The sequence below is a fragment of the Seonamhaeicola marinus genome (assembly GCF_008085455.1).
The window spans coordinates 299,265-314,656 of the sequence record NZ_VSDQ01000729.1 but is presented as its reverse complement, the minus strand read 5'-3'; the positions used below and the strand labels follow the sequence as shown (position 1 = coordinate 314,656).

20 protein-coding genes are annotated in these 15,392 nt (G+C 32.2%); 10 read left to right on the top strand and 10 right to left on the bottom strand.

What is annotated here, in order from left to right:
- Positions 1–2: 2 nt before the first annotated feature.
- Together FUA24_RS22385 and FUA24_RS22380 are read right to left on the bottom strand one after the other, a co-directional pair.
- Positions 3–983, bottom strand: coding sequence for a LuxE/PaaK family acyltransferase (locus FUA24_RS22385; protein ID WP_148545370.1), 981 nt, complete (start codon positions 981–983; stop codon positions 3–5).
- Positions 984–1,061: 78 nt separating this feature from the next.
- The gene (locus tag FUA24_RS22380; protein ID WP_148545368.1) at positions 1,062–1,406 is read right to left on the bottom strand and encodes a T9SS type A sorting domain-containing protein; all 345 of its coding nucleotides are present in this window, start codon (positions 1,404–1,406) and stop codon (positions 1,062–1,064) included.
- 193 nt (positions 1,407–1,599) lie between these two features.
- Between FUA24_RS22380 and FUA24_RS22375 the strand changes: the two genes are divergently transcribed.
- Positions 1,600–2,280, top strand: coding sequence for a response regulator transcription factor (locus FUA24_RS22375; RefSeq protein ID WP_148545365.1), 681 nt, complete (start codon positions 1,600–1,602; stop codon positions 2,278–2,280).
- Positions 2,281–2,286: 6 nt separating this feature from the next.
- A complete protein-coding gene (locus FUA24_RS22370; RefSeq protein WP_148545363.1) occupies positions 2,287–3,330 on the top strand; it encodes a sensor histidine kinase in 1,044 nt (347 codons plus the stop codon).
- On the opposite strand, the gene FUA24_RS22365 is transcribed toward FUA24_RS22370, so the two are convergent.
- Positions 3,304–4,368 carry a glycosyltransferase gene (locus tag FUA24_RS22365; protein ID WP_148545361.1) on the bottom strand — a complete coding sequence of 355 codons (1,065 nt, stop codon included), beginning with the start codon at positions 4,366–4,368 and terminating at the stop codon, positions 3,304–3,306. The genes FUA24_RS22370 and FUA24_RS22365 overlap by 27 nt on opposite strands.
- 223 nt (positions 4,369–4,591) lie before the next feature.
- On the opposite strand from FUA24_RS22365, the gene trmB reads away from it, so the two are divergent.
- The 3 genes from trmB to FUA24_RS22350 are packed head-to-tail and all read left to right on the top strand — an operon-like array spanning position 4,592 to position 6,229.
- Positions 4,592–5,266 (top strand): tRNA (guanosine(46)-N7)-methyltransferase TrmB, encoded by a 675-nt coding sequence (gene trmB, locus FUA24_RS22360; RefSeq protein WP_148545359.1) that lies wholly within the window; start codon positions 4,592–4,594, stop codon positions 5,264–5,266.
- A 2-nt stretch (positions 5,267–5,268) separates the two neighbouring features.
- Positions 5,269–5,898 (top strand): LysE family transporter, encoded by a 630-nt coding sequence (locus FUA24_RS22355; RefSeq protein ID WP_148545357.1) that lies wholly within the window; start codon positions 5,269–5,271, stop codon positions 5,896–5,898.
- Between the two features lies 1 nt (position 5,899).
- Positions 5,900–6,229 carry an MGMT family protein gene (locus FUA24_RS22350; protein WP_148545355.1) on the top strand — a complete coding sequence of 110 codons (330 nt, stop codon included), beginning with the start codon at positions 5,900–5,902 and terminating at the stop codon, positions 6,227–6,229.
- Positions 6,230–6,244: 15 nt separating this feature from the next.
- On the opposite strand, the gene FUA24_RS22345 is transcribed toward FUA24_RS22350, so the two are convergent.
- Together FUA24_RS22345 and FUA24_RS22340 are read right to left on the bottom strand one after the other, a co-directional pair.
- The gene (locus FUA24_RS22345) at positions 6,245–7,549 is read right to left on the bottom strand and encodes a Fic family protein (RefSeq protein ID WP_148545353.1); all 1,305 of its coding nucleotides are present in this window, start codon (positions 7,547–7,549) and stop codon (positions 6,245–6,247) included.
- Positions 7,550–7,650: 101 nt separating this feature from the next.
- Positions 7,651–8,487, bottom strand: a complete 837-nt coding sequence (locus FUA24_RS22340) for a hypothetical protein (protein WP_148545351.1) — start codon at positions 8,485–8,487, stop codon at positions 7,651–7,653.
- 153 nt (positions 8,488–8,640) lie between these two features.
- On the opposite strand from FUA24_RS22340, the gene FUA24_RS22335 reads away from it, so the two are divergent.
- The 5 genes from FUA24_RS22335 (at position 8,641) to FUA24_RS22315 (ending at position 11,542) form a co-directional block, all read left to right on the top strand.
- Complete coding sequence (locus tag FUA24_RS22335) at positions 8,641–9,777, top strand: Mrp/NBP35 family ATP-binding protein (protein WP_148545349.1); 1,137 nt, start codon at positions 8,641–8,643, stop codon at positions 9,775–9,777.
- A gap of 5 nt (positions 9,778–9,782) precedes the next feature.
- Positions 9,783–10,025 carry a NifU family protein gene (locus FUA24_RS22330; RefSeq protein ID WP_148545347.1) on the top strand — a complete coding sequence of 81 codons (243 nt, stop codon included), beginning with the start codon at positions 9,783–9,785 and terminating at the stop codon, positions 10,023–10,025.
- 193 nt (positions 10,026–10,218) lie between these two features.
- Positions 10,219–10,548, top strand: a complete 330-nt coding sequence (locus FUA24_RS22325; RefSeq protein ID WP_148545345.1) for a 2Fe-2S iron-sulfur cluster-binding family protein — start codon at positions 10,219–10,221, stop codon at positions 10,546–10,548.
- Positions 10,549–10,643: 95 nt separating this feature from the next.
- Positions 10,644–10,946 carry a hypothetical protein gene (locus tag FUA24_RS22320; RefSeq protein ID WP_148545343.1) on the top strand — a complete coding sequence of 101 codons (303 nt, stop codon included), beginning with the start codon at positions 10,644–10,646 and terminating at the stop codon, positions 10,944–10,946.
- An 89-nt stretch (positions 10,947–11,035) separates the two neighbouring features.
- Positions 11,036–11,542, top strand: coding sequence for a ferritin (locus tag FUA24_RS22315; protein ID WP_148545341.1), 507 nt, complete (start codon positions 11,036–11,038; stop codon positions 11,540–11,542).
- Positions 11,543–11,581: 39 nt separating this feature from the next.
- Here FUA24_RS22315 and FUA24_RS22310 read toward each other — a convergent pair whose 3' ends face one another.
- The 5 genes from FUA24_RS22310 to FUA24_RS22290 form a co-directional block, all read right to left on the bottom strand.
- Positions 11,582–12,376 carry a DUF1853 family protein gene (locus tag FUA24_RS22310; protein ID WP_148545339.1) on the bottom strand — a complete coding sequence of 265 codons (795 nt, stop codon included), beginning with the start codon at positions 12,374–12,376 and terminating at the stop codon, positions 11,582–11,584.
- Positions 12,376–12,861, bottom strand: coding sequence for a hypothetical protein (locus FUA24_RS22305; RefSeq protein ID WP_148545338.1), 486 nt, complete (start codon positions 12,859–12,861; stop codon positions 12,376–12,378). The genes FUA24_RS22310 and FUA24_RS22305 overlap by 1 nt, the downstream gene beginning before the upstream one ends.
- Positions 12,862–12,864: 3 nt before the next feature.
- Positions 12,865–13,761, bottom strand: coding sequence for a metallophosphoesterase family protein (locus FUA24_RS22300; RefSeq protein WP_148545336.1), 897 nt, complete (start codon positions 13,759–13,761; stop codon positions 12,865–12,867).
- Positions 13,762–13,796: 35 nt separating this feature from the next.
- Entirely contained in the window at positions 13,797–14,576 is a 780-nt protein-coding gene (locus tag FUA24_RS22295; protein WP_148545333.1) for an SGNH/GDSL hydrolase family protein, read from the bottom strand.
- 97 nt (positions 14,577–14,673) lie between these two features.
- Positions 14,674–15,390: a 3-ketoacyl-ACP reductase gene (locus FUA24_RS22290; protein ID WP_148545331.1), complete on the bottom strand. Its 717-nt coding sequence runs from the start codon at positions 15,388–15,390 to the stop codon at positions 14,674–14,676.
- Between the last annotated feature and the right edge of the window lie 2 nt (positions 15,391–15,392).

The window sequence follows — 15,392 nt, the reverse complement described above, 5'->3', positions numbered from 1 at the left end:
TTTTATAAAACCATTAAGTTACAACCTCTAATATCAGAGTTGTCAAAACGTCCTATAATCTCAAAGGAATTATTCGTATAAATTCTACCCAAATCTTGCGTGGCAATAAAAGAACAGGAATTAATATTGGCTAAATCTATAACATTTACACCTCCTGTTTTACCTTCTTTTTGAATACTTAAAGGGTCTTCTGTGTCTCTTATTAATATACGCATCCATTGCGGACATTCAAAGATGCCATATCCTTTAGAATATCCTTGACTCAAAAGTTCAGTCATACCATATTCGCTATGAATGGTATTTACGCCAAAGCCCGATTTTAAAATAGCATGAAGTTCGGCTCTAATCAATTCTTTTCTCCGACCTTTCATTCCACCAGTTTCCATAACAATGGTGTTCTTTAAATTAAACTGATAGGTTTCAACCAAATCTAAAAGCGCAAAAGAAACACCAATTAATAAGACTTTTTCACCTTTTGAATCTAGTTTTACAAGGGTTTCTTTTAAATCAGATAGGTTATTTAAATAAAATCCGCTCTCCGGTTTGTTCGATTGCTTAATTAAGGCATCTACCATATAGATTAAAGATGAACCTTCTCTTTCTAAATAAGACGGAAGTAAGGCTAAAACTGTATATTCCTTAATATCACCATAGAAATGCCTAAACCCTTGGGCAAAACTTTTATTATAGACATTTAAATCGGTAACATTATGTTTGCTAGTAATGCTTCCGGTTGTTCCAGAGCTGGTAAATGTAGTTTCAATTGAAGATTTTGAACTTATTACCTCATGCGTTTTAAAGAATTGAATAGGCAAAAAAGGAATGTCCTCAATAGTTTTAACATCACTAGGTGTTTTATATAATAAATCACAAAAAGATCTGTAAACTCTATTATTTTCAAATTGAAATTTAAAAACTTCAAGAGTCTTTTTTTCAAACGCTTCCTTAGTTTTTATGTTGAAAATGGAATTTGTATCTATCATGGCTTTATGAACGCAAAAGTATATAAAATAAAAAAGCGCTACCATAGGCAACGCTTTTTAATATGTCTTGTAAGGGCGTTATTTGATAACTAACTTTCTTGTCTCGCTTACATCACCCTCGGTTATTTTTAAAATATAAACACCTTTGTTTAGATTAGTAATATTAAGTTGCTTACCAACTAACCTAGTGGAATATATACGTTTTCCTAGAACATTAAAAAATTCAATGTTTTTAACCAAATTTCTATTAGAAGTAATATATATGAATGTTTTACTACTATTAACCGGGTTAGGATAGATAGATAACCCTTCTATATTTTCTTGTACAGGTTTAGTATCACCGAAACTCTGCGCTTCACTATTACTAGTGAAAAAGAGAACGGCTAAAGTAAATATTGTAGTTAAAAAGTAGTTTTTTACCATAAGTGTTATTAAGGTTATATAAAGGTAAGAAATAATAACAAAAGTTGTACCAAAAATTTGTTAAAGATTTTCGTTTTTAATCGAAAGGTTAATTTTCAGTAAGAGGTTTGTTACCTTAATGTTATTAATTAGCCAATATTAACTATATTGTTCTTTAAGTTTTATCTTTACTTTTTACAAACATTAATTTAAAATGAAAAAAAAGGATATTAAAATACTACTAGTTGATGATGAACCAGATATCTTAGAAATAGTAGGTTATAATTTATCAAGCGAAGGTTACCAAGTAATAACAGCAGAGAACGGTTTTGAAGGGGTAAAGAAGGCTAAAAAGGAACTACCGCAGTTAATCATTTTAGATGTTATGATGCCAGAAATGGATGGTATTGAAGCTTGTGAATTATTGCGTAAGAATCCCGATTTAAAAAATACAATCATCACCTTTCTAACAGCTAGAGGAGAAGACTACTCTCAAGTAGCTGGTTTTGATGCTGGAGCAGATGATTACATAACTAAGCCAATTAAACCGAAAGTATTGGTAAGTAAAGTAAAAGCTTTATTAAGACGCTACAAAGAAGAAGATATAGCAGACACTGTAAAAATAGGTAGCTTAGTTATTAATAGAGATGAATACAAAGTTACTTCTAAAGGAAAGGAAATTATTTTACCAAGAAAAGAATTTGAATTATTATCTTTACTAGCATCTAAGCCAGGGAAGGTCTTTAAACGTGATGAAATTCTTGATACTGTTTGGGGTAATGAAGTTGTAGTTGGAGGTAGAACTATTGATGTTCATATTAGAAAGCTACGTGAGAAGTTAGGAGACGATAGTTTTAAAACCATAAAAGGCGTAGGGTACAAGTTTGTAGATTAATGCCAAATGCGGACAAAATTTAAAAAATCGTACAGGTTTGCGGTAAATACATCGCTTTACATCACCTTATTTATAACACTCTTAGTGAGTGTTTTTTTATATTACTTTCATGAGATAAAGTGGTTTAACATACTTATACTAGCCAGTATAGTTTACGCCTTCTGTTTTGTTGTTATTCAATTTAGAATTGAAAAATTTATTTACAAAAGAGTAAAAAGAATTTATGACGACCTTACACTTCTGGAATCCGCAAATTTATCAAAAGGGGCTATTACCACAGACATGAAGACGCTTACTCAGGAGATTGATAAGTTTGCCAAAGACAAGAAAATTGAAATTGAAACTTTAAGGGTAAGAGAAAAGTATAGAAAGGAGTTTCTAGGTAATGTTTCTCATGAACTAAAAACACCATTGTTTACAGTACAAGGGTATATTTTAACCTTGCTAGATGGCGCAATGGATGATAAAAAGATTAGCAGAAAGTACTTAGAGAGAGCAAGTAAGGGTATTGAACGTTTGGGCTATATCATTAAGGACTTAGATATGATTACCAAATTAGAGGTTGGTGATTTAAGTCTTAATCTTGAAGAGTTTGATATTGTAGAGTTGGTAGAAAACGTATTTGAGATGTTTGAAATGAAGGCTGCCAAAAAGAAAATTACCCTCACTTTTGATATGGATTATACCGAACCTATTATTGTTAATGCTGATAAAGAACGTATCCAACAAGTTTTGGCAAACCTAATAGTGAACTCATTAAAATACGGTAGACAAAAAGGAACTACAGAAATTAGTATTGAAAACTTAATTAAAAATAAAGTCATTGTTCGTGTAACAGATAATGGTGAAGGAATTGAATCTGAACATTTACCACGATTGTTTGAACGTTTCTTTAGAGTTGATAAAAGTGGTTCTAGAAAAGAAGGAGGTTCTGGTTTAGGTTTATCAATTGTAAAGCATATAATTGAAGCTCATAACGAGAAAATTTATGTGGAAAGTGAGTATGGTGTAGGAAGTGAATTTTCATTCACCCTTGAAAAGACTGAATAATTCACCAAAGTCTACTGTATAATCAAAAGCTTTTAGGCCTTCAAAATGTTTTAAAACATCGAGTTTGTCTATACTAAATTCATCTTGAGTACAACTTGGAACTAGACCTAACTCCGTTAAACGTTCCGCTAAATATTCCTGTTCAAATTGTCCAGGAGTTGGAATAAAAAACGCCTTTTTATTCAATTTCGCCAAATCCATAACAGTGGTGTAACCAGACCTCGAAATGACCAGCTCACTTTCGTTAATGGTTTTTTCAAGTAATTTAGAAGTCATGAAGTTATAAACAGTAATGTTGCCCATAACCTGAATAGTTTGTTCGTCTTCCATTAAGCCTTTAACCAAAATAACCTTTCCGTTAAAGTGTTTTAGTTCATTCAGTAATTTATCAACTAACAAACTACGTTGTGGCTCAGGTCCTGAAATTAGAGCCAAAATTTCATTTACTGGTTCTACTAGTTTCTTTTCAAACCTGCTTAGTGGTCCAATATATGTTGTAGCAATGTCAAAAGATTCAGTGTGTCCCAGAATACCACTAAGGTTTATTTCTCCTTCTGTATCTGGAACCCAACAAGCATTAAATTTTTTAATAATTTTTTGGTGCATTTTGGTACTAAACCAAGTAGTAGTACCGCTCAAAACATTTAATTGATGCGTAATAAAAACAGAAGGTACTTTTTTACTGTAAACACCTAATCTATTATCGGAAATAATACCATCTATATTCTGTATTTCTACAATTTTTTTAACAGCTTTCTTTTCTTCCTTTACCGCTTTTAAAACTTTAGGAGAGTCCTTTAAAAGTTTCATTTTAAAGTTCTTTCCTTTTTTAGCATAAGTAACATTATATGAAGGTAGTTCTATAGATGAAATCAAAGGAAATTCTTTTCTAAGTAAAGCTAAGGCTACGCCATCACTAGCTATAATAGGCTCAAAGCCATTATCTAGTAATGCATTTATAATTGGGATACATCGTGTAGCGTGACCTAATCCCCAGTTTAAAGGGGCTACTAAAATTCTTTTTTTTTGTTCTTTCACAAAATAGATTTTGAATCTGTCTTTTGCTGATGCGGAAGACAGCGTATTTCTAATTTTTTAATTCTGTCATTTACTTCTTTTGGGAAGAATTTCAGAATAAAAGAATATTAATTTATCCTTCTAACTTAATTTTAAAGAAAACAAATATAAGTATATCAACACTCATGTATATTTCCTTAATTTTACCAAATATTTTTAAATAATAAGAAATAGTTAATATATAGTGGGAAGCAAAAACAAGCTAAAGCGATTTAAAGAGAACGAAACTTTTTCTAACGTGCATCAACCAAGTAGAGATGAATTGGTTAACAATAACTTTGATTTAAAAGGGAATTGGAGAGAGAAAATCTTTAAAAATAATAATCCTGTTGTTTTAGAGCTGGGTTGTGGTAAAGGAGAATACACAGTGGCTTTAGCTAAAAAGTTTCCAGATAGGAATTTTATTGGTATAGATATAAAAGGTGCACGGTTTTGGAGAGGTGCAAAAACTGCTTTAGAAGAAGATATTCCAAATGTAGCATTTCTAAGAGCGCAGATTGAGTTAATTGAATATGCATTTTCAGAAAATGAAATTGATGAAATTTGGATTACTTTTCCAGATCCTCAAATAAAATATAAACGTACCAAACATAGGTTAACTAATGCCGATTTTCTTAATAAATATAAACAGGTTCTAAAGCCTGGAGGTATTATGAATTTAAAAACAGATAGCGAGTTTATGCATGGCTACACGCTTGGATTATTACATGGTGCTGGTCATGACGTGTTATATTCTAATCATGACGTATACAATCAAGAAGGAAGTCCTGAAGAAGTTACTTCAATACAGACGTTTTATGAGTCTCAATACCTGGAGCAAAACAAACCAATTACGTATATTAGATTTAAAATAAACTAACCTTGAACATAACTGTTATTTTCTTTTTAGGTTTAATAATAGCCTTAGTTGGTGTAATTCCACCTGGTTTATTAAACATGACAGCAGCCAAAATTAGCTTAAAAGAAGGCCATGGTAGGGGAATAGTCTTTTCAATTGGGGTTTGCGTTATTGTTGCTTTACAAACATATATTGCTTCTATTTTTGCTAGCTATTTAAGTAATCATCCAGAGGTAGTAGATATTCTCCAAAGGGTGGCTTTTGTAATATTTGTGCTCATAACTATTTACTTTTTATTTGTTGCAAAGGCAACGACTAAACAACAGATTGAACCTAAAATTAGAAGTAAAAAAAGTCGATTTTTTCATGGTCTGTTTTTGTCTTCAATTAATGTGTTCCCTATACCTTACCAAGCTTATATGACCATTACTTTGGCGTCTTTTGGATGGCTGAATTTTGAACAAATAAACATATTGTCATATGTAGCTGGTGCATCCTCGGGTACTTTTGTTATGCTCTACATGTACATCTTCTTTTTTGATAAGATTAAAGAGAAAAAGTTTACCTCTCAAAAGAATATGAATTTTATTATTGGAGGAATAACTGGTGTTATTTCCATTGTTACGCTTATAAACATCATTAAGGAACTTTAGCATGAAACCTGAAACTTTAAGTTTTTTTGATAGGGTATATGAGGTGGCTAAGTTAATTCCATACGGACGAGTAACGAGTTATGGTGCTATAGCTAAATACCTTGGAGCCGCTAGAAGTGCACGTATGGTTGGGTATGCTATGAATGGTTCTTCTGGAAAAGACGTTCCTGCTCATAGGGTAGTAAATAGAAAAGGTCTGTTAACTGGTAAACATCATTTTGATGGCACCAATCTCATGCAACAACTTTTAGAAAGTGAAGGCGTTGAGGTAGTTGATAATCAAATTAAGAACTTTAAGCAAGTATTTTGGGACCCTTCTGAAACGCTTTAAAATGTCTTTCTGAATTTATTTGAGAATCTCATCAAATTTATCTCCTTTCCAGTAATTAAAGGTTTTTTTGTTGATAGCTACTTTTTTAAGAAACTTTTTTTCAACTAATTCTTCAATATCTATTCTTGCCGTTTGGTTTGTTATACCAAATGTGTTTTCTATTTCTTTCACGGTGAAAAACCTGTTATTATCTTCTTCTATTTTTTGTAGAATAATAGCTTGTCTTTCGTTTATGCCTTGTAATTTTAAATATTTAGACAGATTTGTTTCCGCTTTCTTTTTCTTGGCTACATATGTTTTTAGTTCCTCAAAGGCACGCATTAAAACTTTAACTTGATAATGTATAAAATAGGTGATATCCATATCATCTATTTCAGAATAGATATATGCCTTTTCATATTGAACTTTAGTTTTCATAATAATTCTTGAAATAGATAGATATTCTGTGAGCCAGTATCCATTTTTAAGTAAATACCAGTAAAAAATGGCTCTTGCAGTACGTCCGTTACCATCTACAAAAGGGTGAATGTAACCTATCAAGAAATGTAGAATACTACCTTTAACTATTGGGTGAATAAAGTCTTCCTTAGGGTTATTGTTAAAAAACTCGCAAAAGGAAACCATTAAATCATTGATTTCTTCATAATTAGGTGGTGTATGAACTATCTCTCCTGTGAGTTCATTAATTACATGTACCTCGTTGTTATTTCTAAAAACACCTACATTGTCATCGTCCAGTGTGTTTTCTGTTACCAATCGGTGTATCTCATAAAGTTTATCAATAGAAATATCATTGTCTTGGTGTTCACTTATGTATTGAATTGTTTTATAATTATTCAATATCATTTGTTCACTTTTGTTTTTAGGCTTTTTACTTTTTCTAAGCATATCCTTAGCCTTAACTCTTGTAGTAGTAGCACCTTCAATCATTGAAGAAAAAATAGATTCTTCCATTAAAGCATTGTTAAGGTAGCTTTGTTTGTCTAAATCTGATAGTAACTTCTCTTTTTGTAATCCTGCTCCAAAGTTAGTATCTAGGTAATGTATTTTTTGACTAAGGTGTGAATTAATATTGTAGTTCAACCATGTTGATTTTATACTGGCACTCCTTGAATTTACTTGTCTTGATAGTTTTGTTACTTCCCAAGCTTCTTCTGAAGTTAAATTAGTGTATTTTAAATGTTTGATTTTATCCCAGTATAAATAATCACGTTCAATTTTATTAAAAACATCTTTATTCATATGTTTTACCATATTTAAAAAACCTGTTCTTAAAATTACATCTCTATCAGATTCATATTTAGGAGCTTTCTCAATCATAATTCGCTAATATTTCCTAATTTTTGAAAAATTTACAAATATCATCAAATATACGAAATATGTAATTATTTCCTAATTTTTGAAAAATTTACAAATATCATCTAAAAAGATACACCTAATCCAAGAGATGGCATTGAAAACTTTTGACTACCAATTTTTAATCGTTCATAGCCACCAGAAATTTTAAACTGTTTTAGATAATAATTTATCAAAGCATTAAATTTCGTAATGGAGTTTCCGTTAACAGAGGTGTGATTAAAGTTAGATTCTAAACTTATAGGTTTTGCGAAAAAAGCTTCGGCACCTAATCCAAATGTAAATCCAAAATCATCAACAGCACCATCTGCATAGGAAGCTCCAACACCCCACCATACATCTAATTTTTTTGTTCTAACTCTGTGATATTTTAGTAAAGCTGTATAAATGGCTAATTCGTCATGCCCAAAATTGGGGTTGTTTTCCCAAAGTTGAAGATAATCGAGTTTAAGAGCCAATTTATTGTAAAAACGAAGGCCTAGGTTAAGATGATGTCCGTCTAGAATAGAATTTTCAAAGATATATCTGGACGAAAGTGTTGCTCTACCTACTGCAGAATTATCATTCCATTCGTAACTATAGTTTCCGTTTTCCGTATTAAAATAGGGGTGTTTATTTAATATAGCACGACTACTTGGGGTGGTTTTTTCAAAAGGCATTTCTACTAAAATACCATAAGCGGTATAGTAAAAAATAGCTACAGCTAACCCTCCAAACGTTTCTTTAACAATAGCTTCGCCCAAACTATCATCATCGTTACTTACACGGCCACCACTTTGGGTAGAGACCTTAGTAGTGTTGTTTTCTTTTTTTAGACTTTCTTCAGCCTTTCTAATTTTACTTTGACTAAAGCCTGTATAAGACATAAAACAGACTACTATAATGAAGAGTTTTTGCAGCATACAAAAGATATTAAGTTGTGTGTTTTTACACATAAATCATACCAATTTTTGTAGTAAATAATATATATAGTGCAATAGGTAAAAGTTCTAGCTTGTGCCTTCTTACTTCGGGGTTTATTAATTATCTTTGTAGATGCAATTAATTTAAGAGTTATGAAGCTTAACAAGCAAGATATATTAAAGGCTTTAGAGCATATTACAGTACCGGGAGAAGGACAAAATATGGTTGAAAGTGGTGCCGTAAAAAATGTGGTGACTTTTGGTGATGAGGTAATTGTAGATATTACTATTAAGAACCCTAGTTTACAGGCTAAAAAACGTACCGAAGTGGATATTTTAAAAATTATTCATGAGAAAGTATATGCAAAGGCCAAAATTAAGGTGAATGTAAAGGTAGATGCTCCAGAAACACCAAAAGCTAATGTTATAAAAGGGAAACCTATTCCAGGTATCAAAAATATAGTAGCAGTAGCATCGGGTAAAGGAGGTGTTGGTAAGTCTACGGTAACAGCAAATTTAGCAGTTACTTTAGCTAAAATGGGATTTAATGTTGGTGTTTTAGATGCCGATATTTACGGTCCTTCTATACCCATTATGTTTGATGTTCCTAATGAAAAGCCTCTAGCTGTTAATATTGAAGGAAAATCTAAGATGAAACCGATAGAGAATTACGGTGTTAAAGTGCTGTCTATTGGATTTTTTACGCAACCAAATCAGGCGGTAGTTTGGAGAGGGCCAATGGCTGCTAAAGCATTGAATCAAATGATTTTTGATGCGCACTGGGGTGAATTGGATTTCTTATTATTAGATTTACCTCCAGGGACTGGAGATATACATTTAAGTATTATGCAGTCCTTACCAATTACAGGAGCGGTGGTGGTAAGTACACCTCAAAATATAGCCTTAGCAGATGCTAAAAAAGGTGTGGCAATGTTTCAACAGGATAGTATTCAAGTGCCTGTTTTAGGAATTATTGAAAATATGGCGTACTTTACGCCAGAGGAATTACCTGAAAATAAATACTATATCTTTGGAAAAGAAGGCGCTAAGAACCTAGCCGAAGACTTAAAGGTACCGTTTTTAGGAGAGTTACCTTTAGTGCAAAGTATAAGAGAAGCAGGAGATGTTGGACGTCCAGCGGCATTACAAACCGCTACTCCTTTAGAACAGTCTTTTGAGAAATTAACTCAAAATGTGGTACAAGAAGTAGTGAGAAGAAATGACACTTTACCTCCAACAGAAGCAATTAAAATAACAACAATGGCTGGTTGTTCGGCAGTTAAAAAATAATGAGTATGACTTCAGAAGAAATAAAAGAAAAAGTATTATTGGCTTTAGATGAAATTCGTCCGTTTTTACAAAGTGACGGTGGTGATATCTCATTACTTTCAATTGAAGACGATAAACTTGTAAAGGTGCAACTTCAAGGCGCTTGTGTTGGTTGCAGTGTAAACCAAATGACATTAAAGTCGGGAGTTGAAATGACCATAAAAAAACACGCACCTCAAATAGAAGAGGTAATTAATATAGATGCTTAAAAATCTATAAAAGCTATAATAAAGAGCCCTTTTTACTAAAAAAGGGCTTTTATATTTCGACTAATTTTAAAAAATCTTCATTTTTCTTAATTCCTATCAAATTAGTAGAGAAAAGATTTAATTATTACGTTTTCTTAACTTAAATTTGCGGCACGAAATATGATATGCCTTTGGCAGTAAACAATTTATTATCATGCAAGACGTAAATATTAAAATAACAGATAGAGATGGTGTAACACACGATATTGTGGCACCTACAGATATGGCTATGAATTTAATGGAAGTAGTTCGTTCTTATGAACTAGCTCCAGAAGGTACCATTGGAGTATGCGGCGGTATGGCTATGTGTGCTTCTTGCCAGTGTTATGTAAAAAGCGATAATGAATTACCTCCTATGGGCGATGATGAAGAAGCTATGCTTTCGGAAGCTTTTGATGTTCAGGACAACTCTCGCTTAGGGTGCCAAATTCAAATAACTCCTGAAATGGAGGGGCTTGAAGTAGAATTAGCTCCTGAGAGTTAATAGAAGGCCATCACTTTCTTACCCGTTTCAAAACCTTGTCTTAATTAGGGTGTTTTTTATTTTTATTTATTCTAAATAAAAGGTATATTTGCTGCGTGAATTTAGATGCCGATACTACATATTGTTACGAGATAAAGCAAACAACCTTTTGTAAATACGTTTTAAAAACGCCAAATAAGGACATTGATTTAAGCTTTCCTCAAATGTTAGCACTTAGACGTAAGATTAATGAGTTAACAACGTTTGAAACGCTTAACCGCATTATAAATACGGATAATTTCGTGCTTCTTTTTGTAGCAGATAAACAACATCTAATTTTTCTTGATATTCCTCAATTGCTAAAGTTAAAGGAAGAAATTGAATTGTTTTTCCTTGATTTTAACCCTGTTTTGGTCTAAGTTTTATGTTTATTTAGACTTTTTTTAAATTTTATTGGCTTTTAAAATCGCCTTCTTTTTGTTGTAACTTTGATTAAAACAAAAAAGGTATGAATACAATAGTAAGAAAACAAATGTCTATTCATCCAGATGTGATGGATTTACTAAATAACCAAATAGCTATGGAAATGAAGGCATCTGCTTCTTATTTAGCCATGGCATCTTGGTGCGATCAACGTGAGCTTTTAAATGCAAAAAGCTTTTTTTACAAGCAAGCTGAAGAAGAGCGTGAACACGCCATGAAAATATTTACATTTGTTAATGATAACGGTGGTGCTGCAGTATCGCCTAATGTAAGCGATGTAAATAATGATTTTGAGAGTCTCAGAGCTATATATGAAGCGTCTTTAGACCAAGAGATTGCTGTTACTGAATCTATTTTTAAGGCATTTAAAGCAGCAAGAAAAGCAGATGATTTTATTAGTGAGGTCTTTTTACAATGGTTTGTAACAGAACAAGCTGAAGAAGAAGATACATTTAGAAGTATTCTTGATATATTTGATTTAATGGAAGGTATGCCATTAAAAATGATTGATGAAAGACTTCCAAAGGAATAAAAATCAACTTTTACCAACTATAACTATAAATGTTCTTAGCTACCACCATACTAAGAACATTTTTTTTAATGCTCCATTTTTGAACTTCACCCAACATAATGTCGAAAATTGCGATTCAAAGTAGGTTGTTGCAATGGTTTTAAAACTATTGAAGTTTAGCCAGTCTACATTGGGGTGTGGCTGTATTAACCAGTCTTTTTTGGTTGGGATATAAAACTTACAATCTTCAAAATCAGCTAAATCAATACGCGTAATATAATATCCAATTACACAATCATTATTTAACTCTTGTAGCTGAATGTCTTGGTTGTGGTACGGTAAAAATAATTGGGCTTTAAAGTATACCTCTTGCAAAATATTTTCGGCTCTTAAGTTAAGACGGTCTAAATACGGTTTACAAGTTTTAGAATGCAGTAAAGGCAATTGTTTGTCTTTAAGTTTGTTTAACTTTTCAATTAACGCATCCTTTCGATTTGGACCTATAAAGTGTTCTATTTCAGTATTACCAACAGAGGCATCGTACAAATAAAACTTATAAATAATTTCTAGGTGAATAGGTTGGTCGTCTTTGAGCAATAGACAATCTAGTTCGCCTAAAGTGATTTTGTCTTTTAGAATTTGAATGTTTTCCGCTAGAACTGAAATATTAGGATGTTGTGCCAATTCAAAAGATACAAAACGTTCTACATACTTACCTAACCTAAGACTCTCATCAATTTGAAAATTAATTTTTGATGAAGATGATGTTATCTCAAATTGGTTTAAATCAAAAACTGAATTCTTATACCATAAACATGGTGTAGCTAAAAAGCCTTGGTATCTTTTTTGAAGCATTAATAATCTTTTTTAAGATGTTTTGTAATTCTAACTAAATAGGGTATAGTTGAAATTATGGCACTTGCTCCAATAATAAAGTCATAATTTATATCCGTCCAGTGTAAACCTCTAATTCCATCTTTACAATTTGTACATTCAAGAACTTTTATATTTGCGTCAATAGCTGAAATTAAGAATATGGCTATTCCAAAAATAAATAGGCAAATAAGAGTGTTTGTTATAATGTTTTTGAAATTTTTTCTGAGGTTAGCATAAATAAAAATTAGGATACTTAAACCTAAGAAATATTTAAATAATCTATCTGAAAAAATAAACATATTCTTTCCATAAAAATGAATTTTATTTGAAGTTGATAATCTAAAAATGTCTTGAATTGTTCCACGAAGAAATGACTCAAAGAAAAATGCAATACTGAAACCAGCAATAAAACTTAGTACTACTAAGCTAATTCCTTTAATTAGGTTTAACATCCTTTTCTTCATAAATTAAGTCCTGTAATCAATCAACTTTACAGGGCCTTCCAACAAAGTTCTAACAATTTGTAGCGTACCATCATCTTTGGTTGCAATATGCCATTTAATCAAAGAAATGGCTCCGTTTTCAATTTCCAGTCCTGTTATACTTCTAGGATGTACACAGCTACCATCGTTAAAAAAAGCAATGTCTCCAGGTTCTGGAAAACGTGGTCTGTGGGTATGTCCGAAAATGGTAAGTAGATTGTTATGATCTGCAATCCATTTTTTAGCGCGTCTTTCTACTTTTATTAATTCTTTGTAGTTTTTTGCTGGACTTGTGGGGTCTGCAATGCCCATTACATTTAAGGGTTTCCAAAGAATTCTAACTAAGAATCTACTCCATTTCCAAAATAAGAAGTTCCACCAATCTGCCTGATGACCATGGGTTAAAAACAACTCTTGGTTTGTTTCAGAATGTTTTAAAATAAGTGCTTCGTTATAGGTTATATCTCCAAAGAGTTTTACTTCTGTACCGACTTTAGGATCAAAATACGTGGATAAATGTTTTTTTACATAATTAGGATTTCGATACACCATATCATGATTGCCCCAAATCATATGTAATTTGTTTTCCTCATGAAATTGTTTCATTAGTAAAAACACATTTTTATGGGCATTTAGGATAGATTTAAAGGAAATATTCTCCCAAAGTTCATCACCATCCCCAAGTTCGCAATATTGAAAGCCTTCATTGTAATAGTGCTTTAAGGCGTGGAAATAAATGTTACGGTTATTGGCGAAGTCGTCGGCAAAACTATTATCTCCACGATGGCAATCACTAAATAAAATAAACTTACTAGCGTCATTAAACGCAATAGTTTTGGCATTTTTATAAGCGTAGTCTAGCCGTTTTTTAGATGAAAACATTTTGCAGAATTACTTTAGGCTAAATATAGACAATATTAATTTGAATTGAAGCCAATTTTATCTAGCGCTTCGGGTAGAATTCTTTTAACAAATTCGGTATAAGCTACTTCAGATGGATGCAATCCATCATTCGCTACTAACTCTGGTTTTTGCAAACCTTCTCTGGTTATATCAGTGATAAAAACATAGGTTATACCATTCTCATTACAGTAATTTTCTATGTAATCATTATAACGATCTATACCATCAGATATAGAACTACTGCCATTACCAAAAGGGGTGTAGGCATAATCTGGAATAGAAATTACAATAAGGCGCTTTTGTTCGCCTTTAGCAGAACTAATGGCTAAATTTACCAACTGCGGAAATTCAATTTCGAACAGACTAAAGGGTTTGCCCTGAAATTGATTGTTCACACCAATAAGTAGGGTGGCAAGGTCGTAATCATTTTCGAGTTCCTCATTAAGGATGGCGTTTTTAAGGTTGGTAGTGGTCCAGCCGGTAGTAGCAATAACTTTTAGGTTAATGTTTCCATTTCCTGTTCTTTTAATAATGCTGTCTTTAAGTTGTTCGGGAAATCTGCATGTTGTACATACACTTTCGCCTATGGTATAACTGTCACCTAAGGAGAGGATTTTTAAAAGACCATTAGCGTTCTCATTGTTTTCTTCTTCTTCTTCTTCTTCTTCTTCTTCTTCTTGCGGTTGCTCAATAGATTCTTCCTGTTTTTCTTGTTCTTGAGTTTCAGAAGAGGAACAGGCTACATAGAATACTAAAATTAAACCTATACCTAGAATGATAGATTTCAATTTCATTTTTCTTTTAAAGATACGGCTTTATTCAGTAAACTAAGGTGTAATAAAAAAGTGCTTCGTTAAAAGCACTTTAAAAAATTAAACTTAAAAATTTATATTACGGATTTGTGGTCCATAAAGCTGCTGACTTTAACATGGCTCTTCTTGGTAATTTTAAGCCAGAAACTATTAGTTCTGCAAAATCTTCTGGTTGTAGTATATGCTCTGATCCTTTTTCCATCATGCCTAATTCTAAAGTCATATCTGTTTCTATGGTGCTAGGCGTTAGGGTGTTTACTCTGATGTTATGTTTTCTAACTTCTTTCATTAGAGATTCCGATAGGCCTATAACCGCAAATTTAGAGGCACAATACCCCGATATATTTGGGTTGCCATTTAAACCAGCTGTAGAAGATATATTAATTATATCGCCTTCGTTTTGTTGAATTAAATGAGGTAACACTTCTTTGGTAACGTAATACATGCCCATAACATTAGTCTGTATCATTGCGCTCCATTGTTCAACGGGCATCTCATTAAAAGATCCAACATAGCAGATCCCCGCATTATTAACCAATATGTCTATACCACCTAAAGTCTCTATTAGCTGTTTTATTCCAGATTTTACTTCATCATAATTACCAACATCAAATACAGCATATGTGGCATTAACACCTAGAGCTTTTAATTCTTCAACGGTAGTTTTTAAAACAGCTTCATTTCTACCAGTAATAGCAACATCAATACCTTCTTTTGCAAATGCAACGGCTGTAGCTTTTCCAAGGCCTCTACTACCACCTGTAATAATGGCCTTTTTATTGTTTAACGTACTCATAT

Coding starts and splice junctions, on each gene's coding strand:
- FUA24_RS22385 (WP_148545370.1), bottom strand. CDS start 983: ATGATAGATACAAATTCCATTTTCAACATAAAAACTAAGGAAGCGTTT.
- FUA24_RS22380 (WP_148545368.1), bottom strand. CDS start 1,406: ATGGTAAAAAACTACTTTTTAACTACAATATTTACTTTAGCCGTTCTC.
- FUA24_RS22375 (WP_148545365.1), top strand. CDS start 1,600: ATGAAAAAAAAGGATATTAAAATACTACTAGTTGATGATGAACCAGAT.
- FUA24_RS22370 (WP_148545363.1), top strand. CDS start 2,287: ATGCGGACAAAATTTAAAAAATCGTACAGGTTTGCGGTAAATACATCG.
- FUA24_RS22350 (WP_148545355.1), top strand. CDS start 5,900: ATGAAACCTGAAACTTTAAGTTTTTTTGATAGGGTATATGAGGTGGCT.
- FUA24_RS22345 (WP_148545353.1), bottom strand. CDS start 7,549: ATGATTGAGAAAGCTCCTAAATATGAATCTGATAGAGATGTAATTTTA.
- FUA24_RS22340 (WP_148545351.1), bottom strand. CDS start 8,487: ATGCTGCAAAAACTCTTCATTATAGTAGTCTGTTTTATGTCTTATACA.
- FUA24_RS22335 (WP_148545349.1), top strand. CDS start 8,641: ATGAAGCTTAACAAGCAAGATATATTAAAGGCTTTAGAGCATATTACA.
- FUA24_RS22330 (WP_148545347.1), top strand. CDS start 9,783: ATGACTTCAGAAGAAATAAAAGAAAAAGTATTATTGGCTTTAGATGAA.
- FUA24_RS22325 (WP_148545345.1), top strand. CDS start 10,219: ATGCAAGACGTAAATATTAAAATAACAGATAGAGATGGTGTAACACAC.
- FUA24_RS22315 (WP_148545341.1), top strand. CDS start 11,036: ATGAATACAATAGTAAGAAAACAAATGTCTATTCATCCAGATGTGATG.
- FUA24_RS22310 (WP_148545339.1), bottom strand. CDS start 12,376: ATGCTTCAAAAAAGATACCAAGGCTTTTTAGCTACACCATGTTTATGG.
- FUA24_RS22305 (WP_148545338.1), bottom strand. CDS start 12,861: ATGAAGAAAAGGATGTTAAACCTAATTAAAGGAATTAGCTTAGTAGTA.
- FUA24_RS22300 (WP_148545336.1), bottom strand. CDS start 13,761: ATGTTTTCATCTAAAAAACGGCTAGACTACGCTTATAAAAATGCCAAA.
- FUA24_RS22295 (WP_148545333.1), bottom strand. CDS start 14,576: ATGAAATTGAAATCTATCATTCTAGGTATAGGTTTAATTTTAGTATTC.
- FUA24_RS22290 (WP_148545331.1), bottom strand. CDS start 15,390: ATGAGTACGTTAAACAATAAAAAGGCCATTATTACAGGTGGTAGTAGA.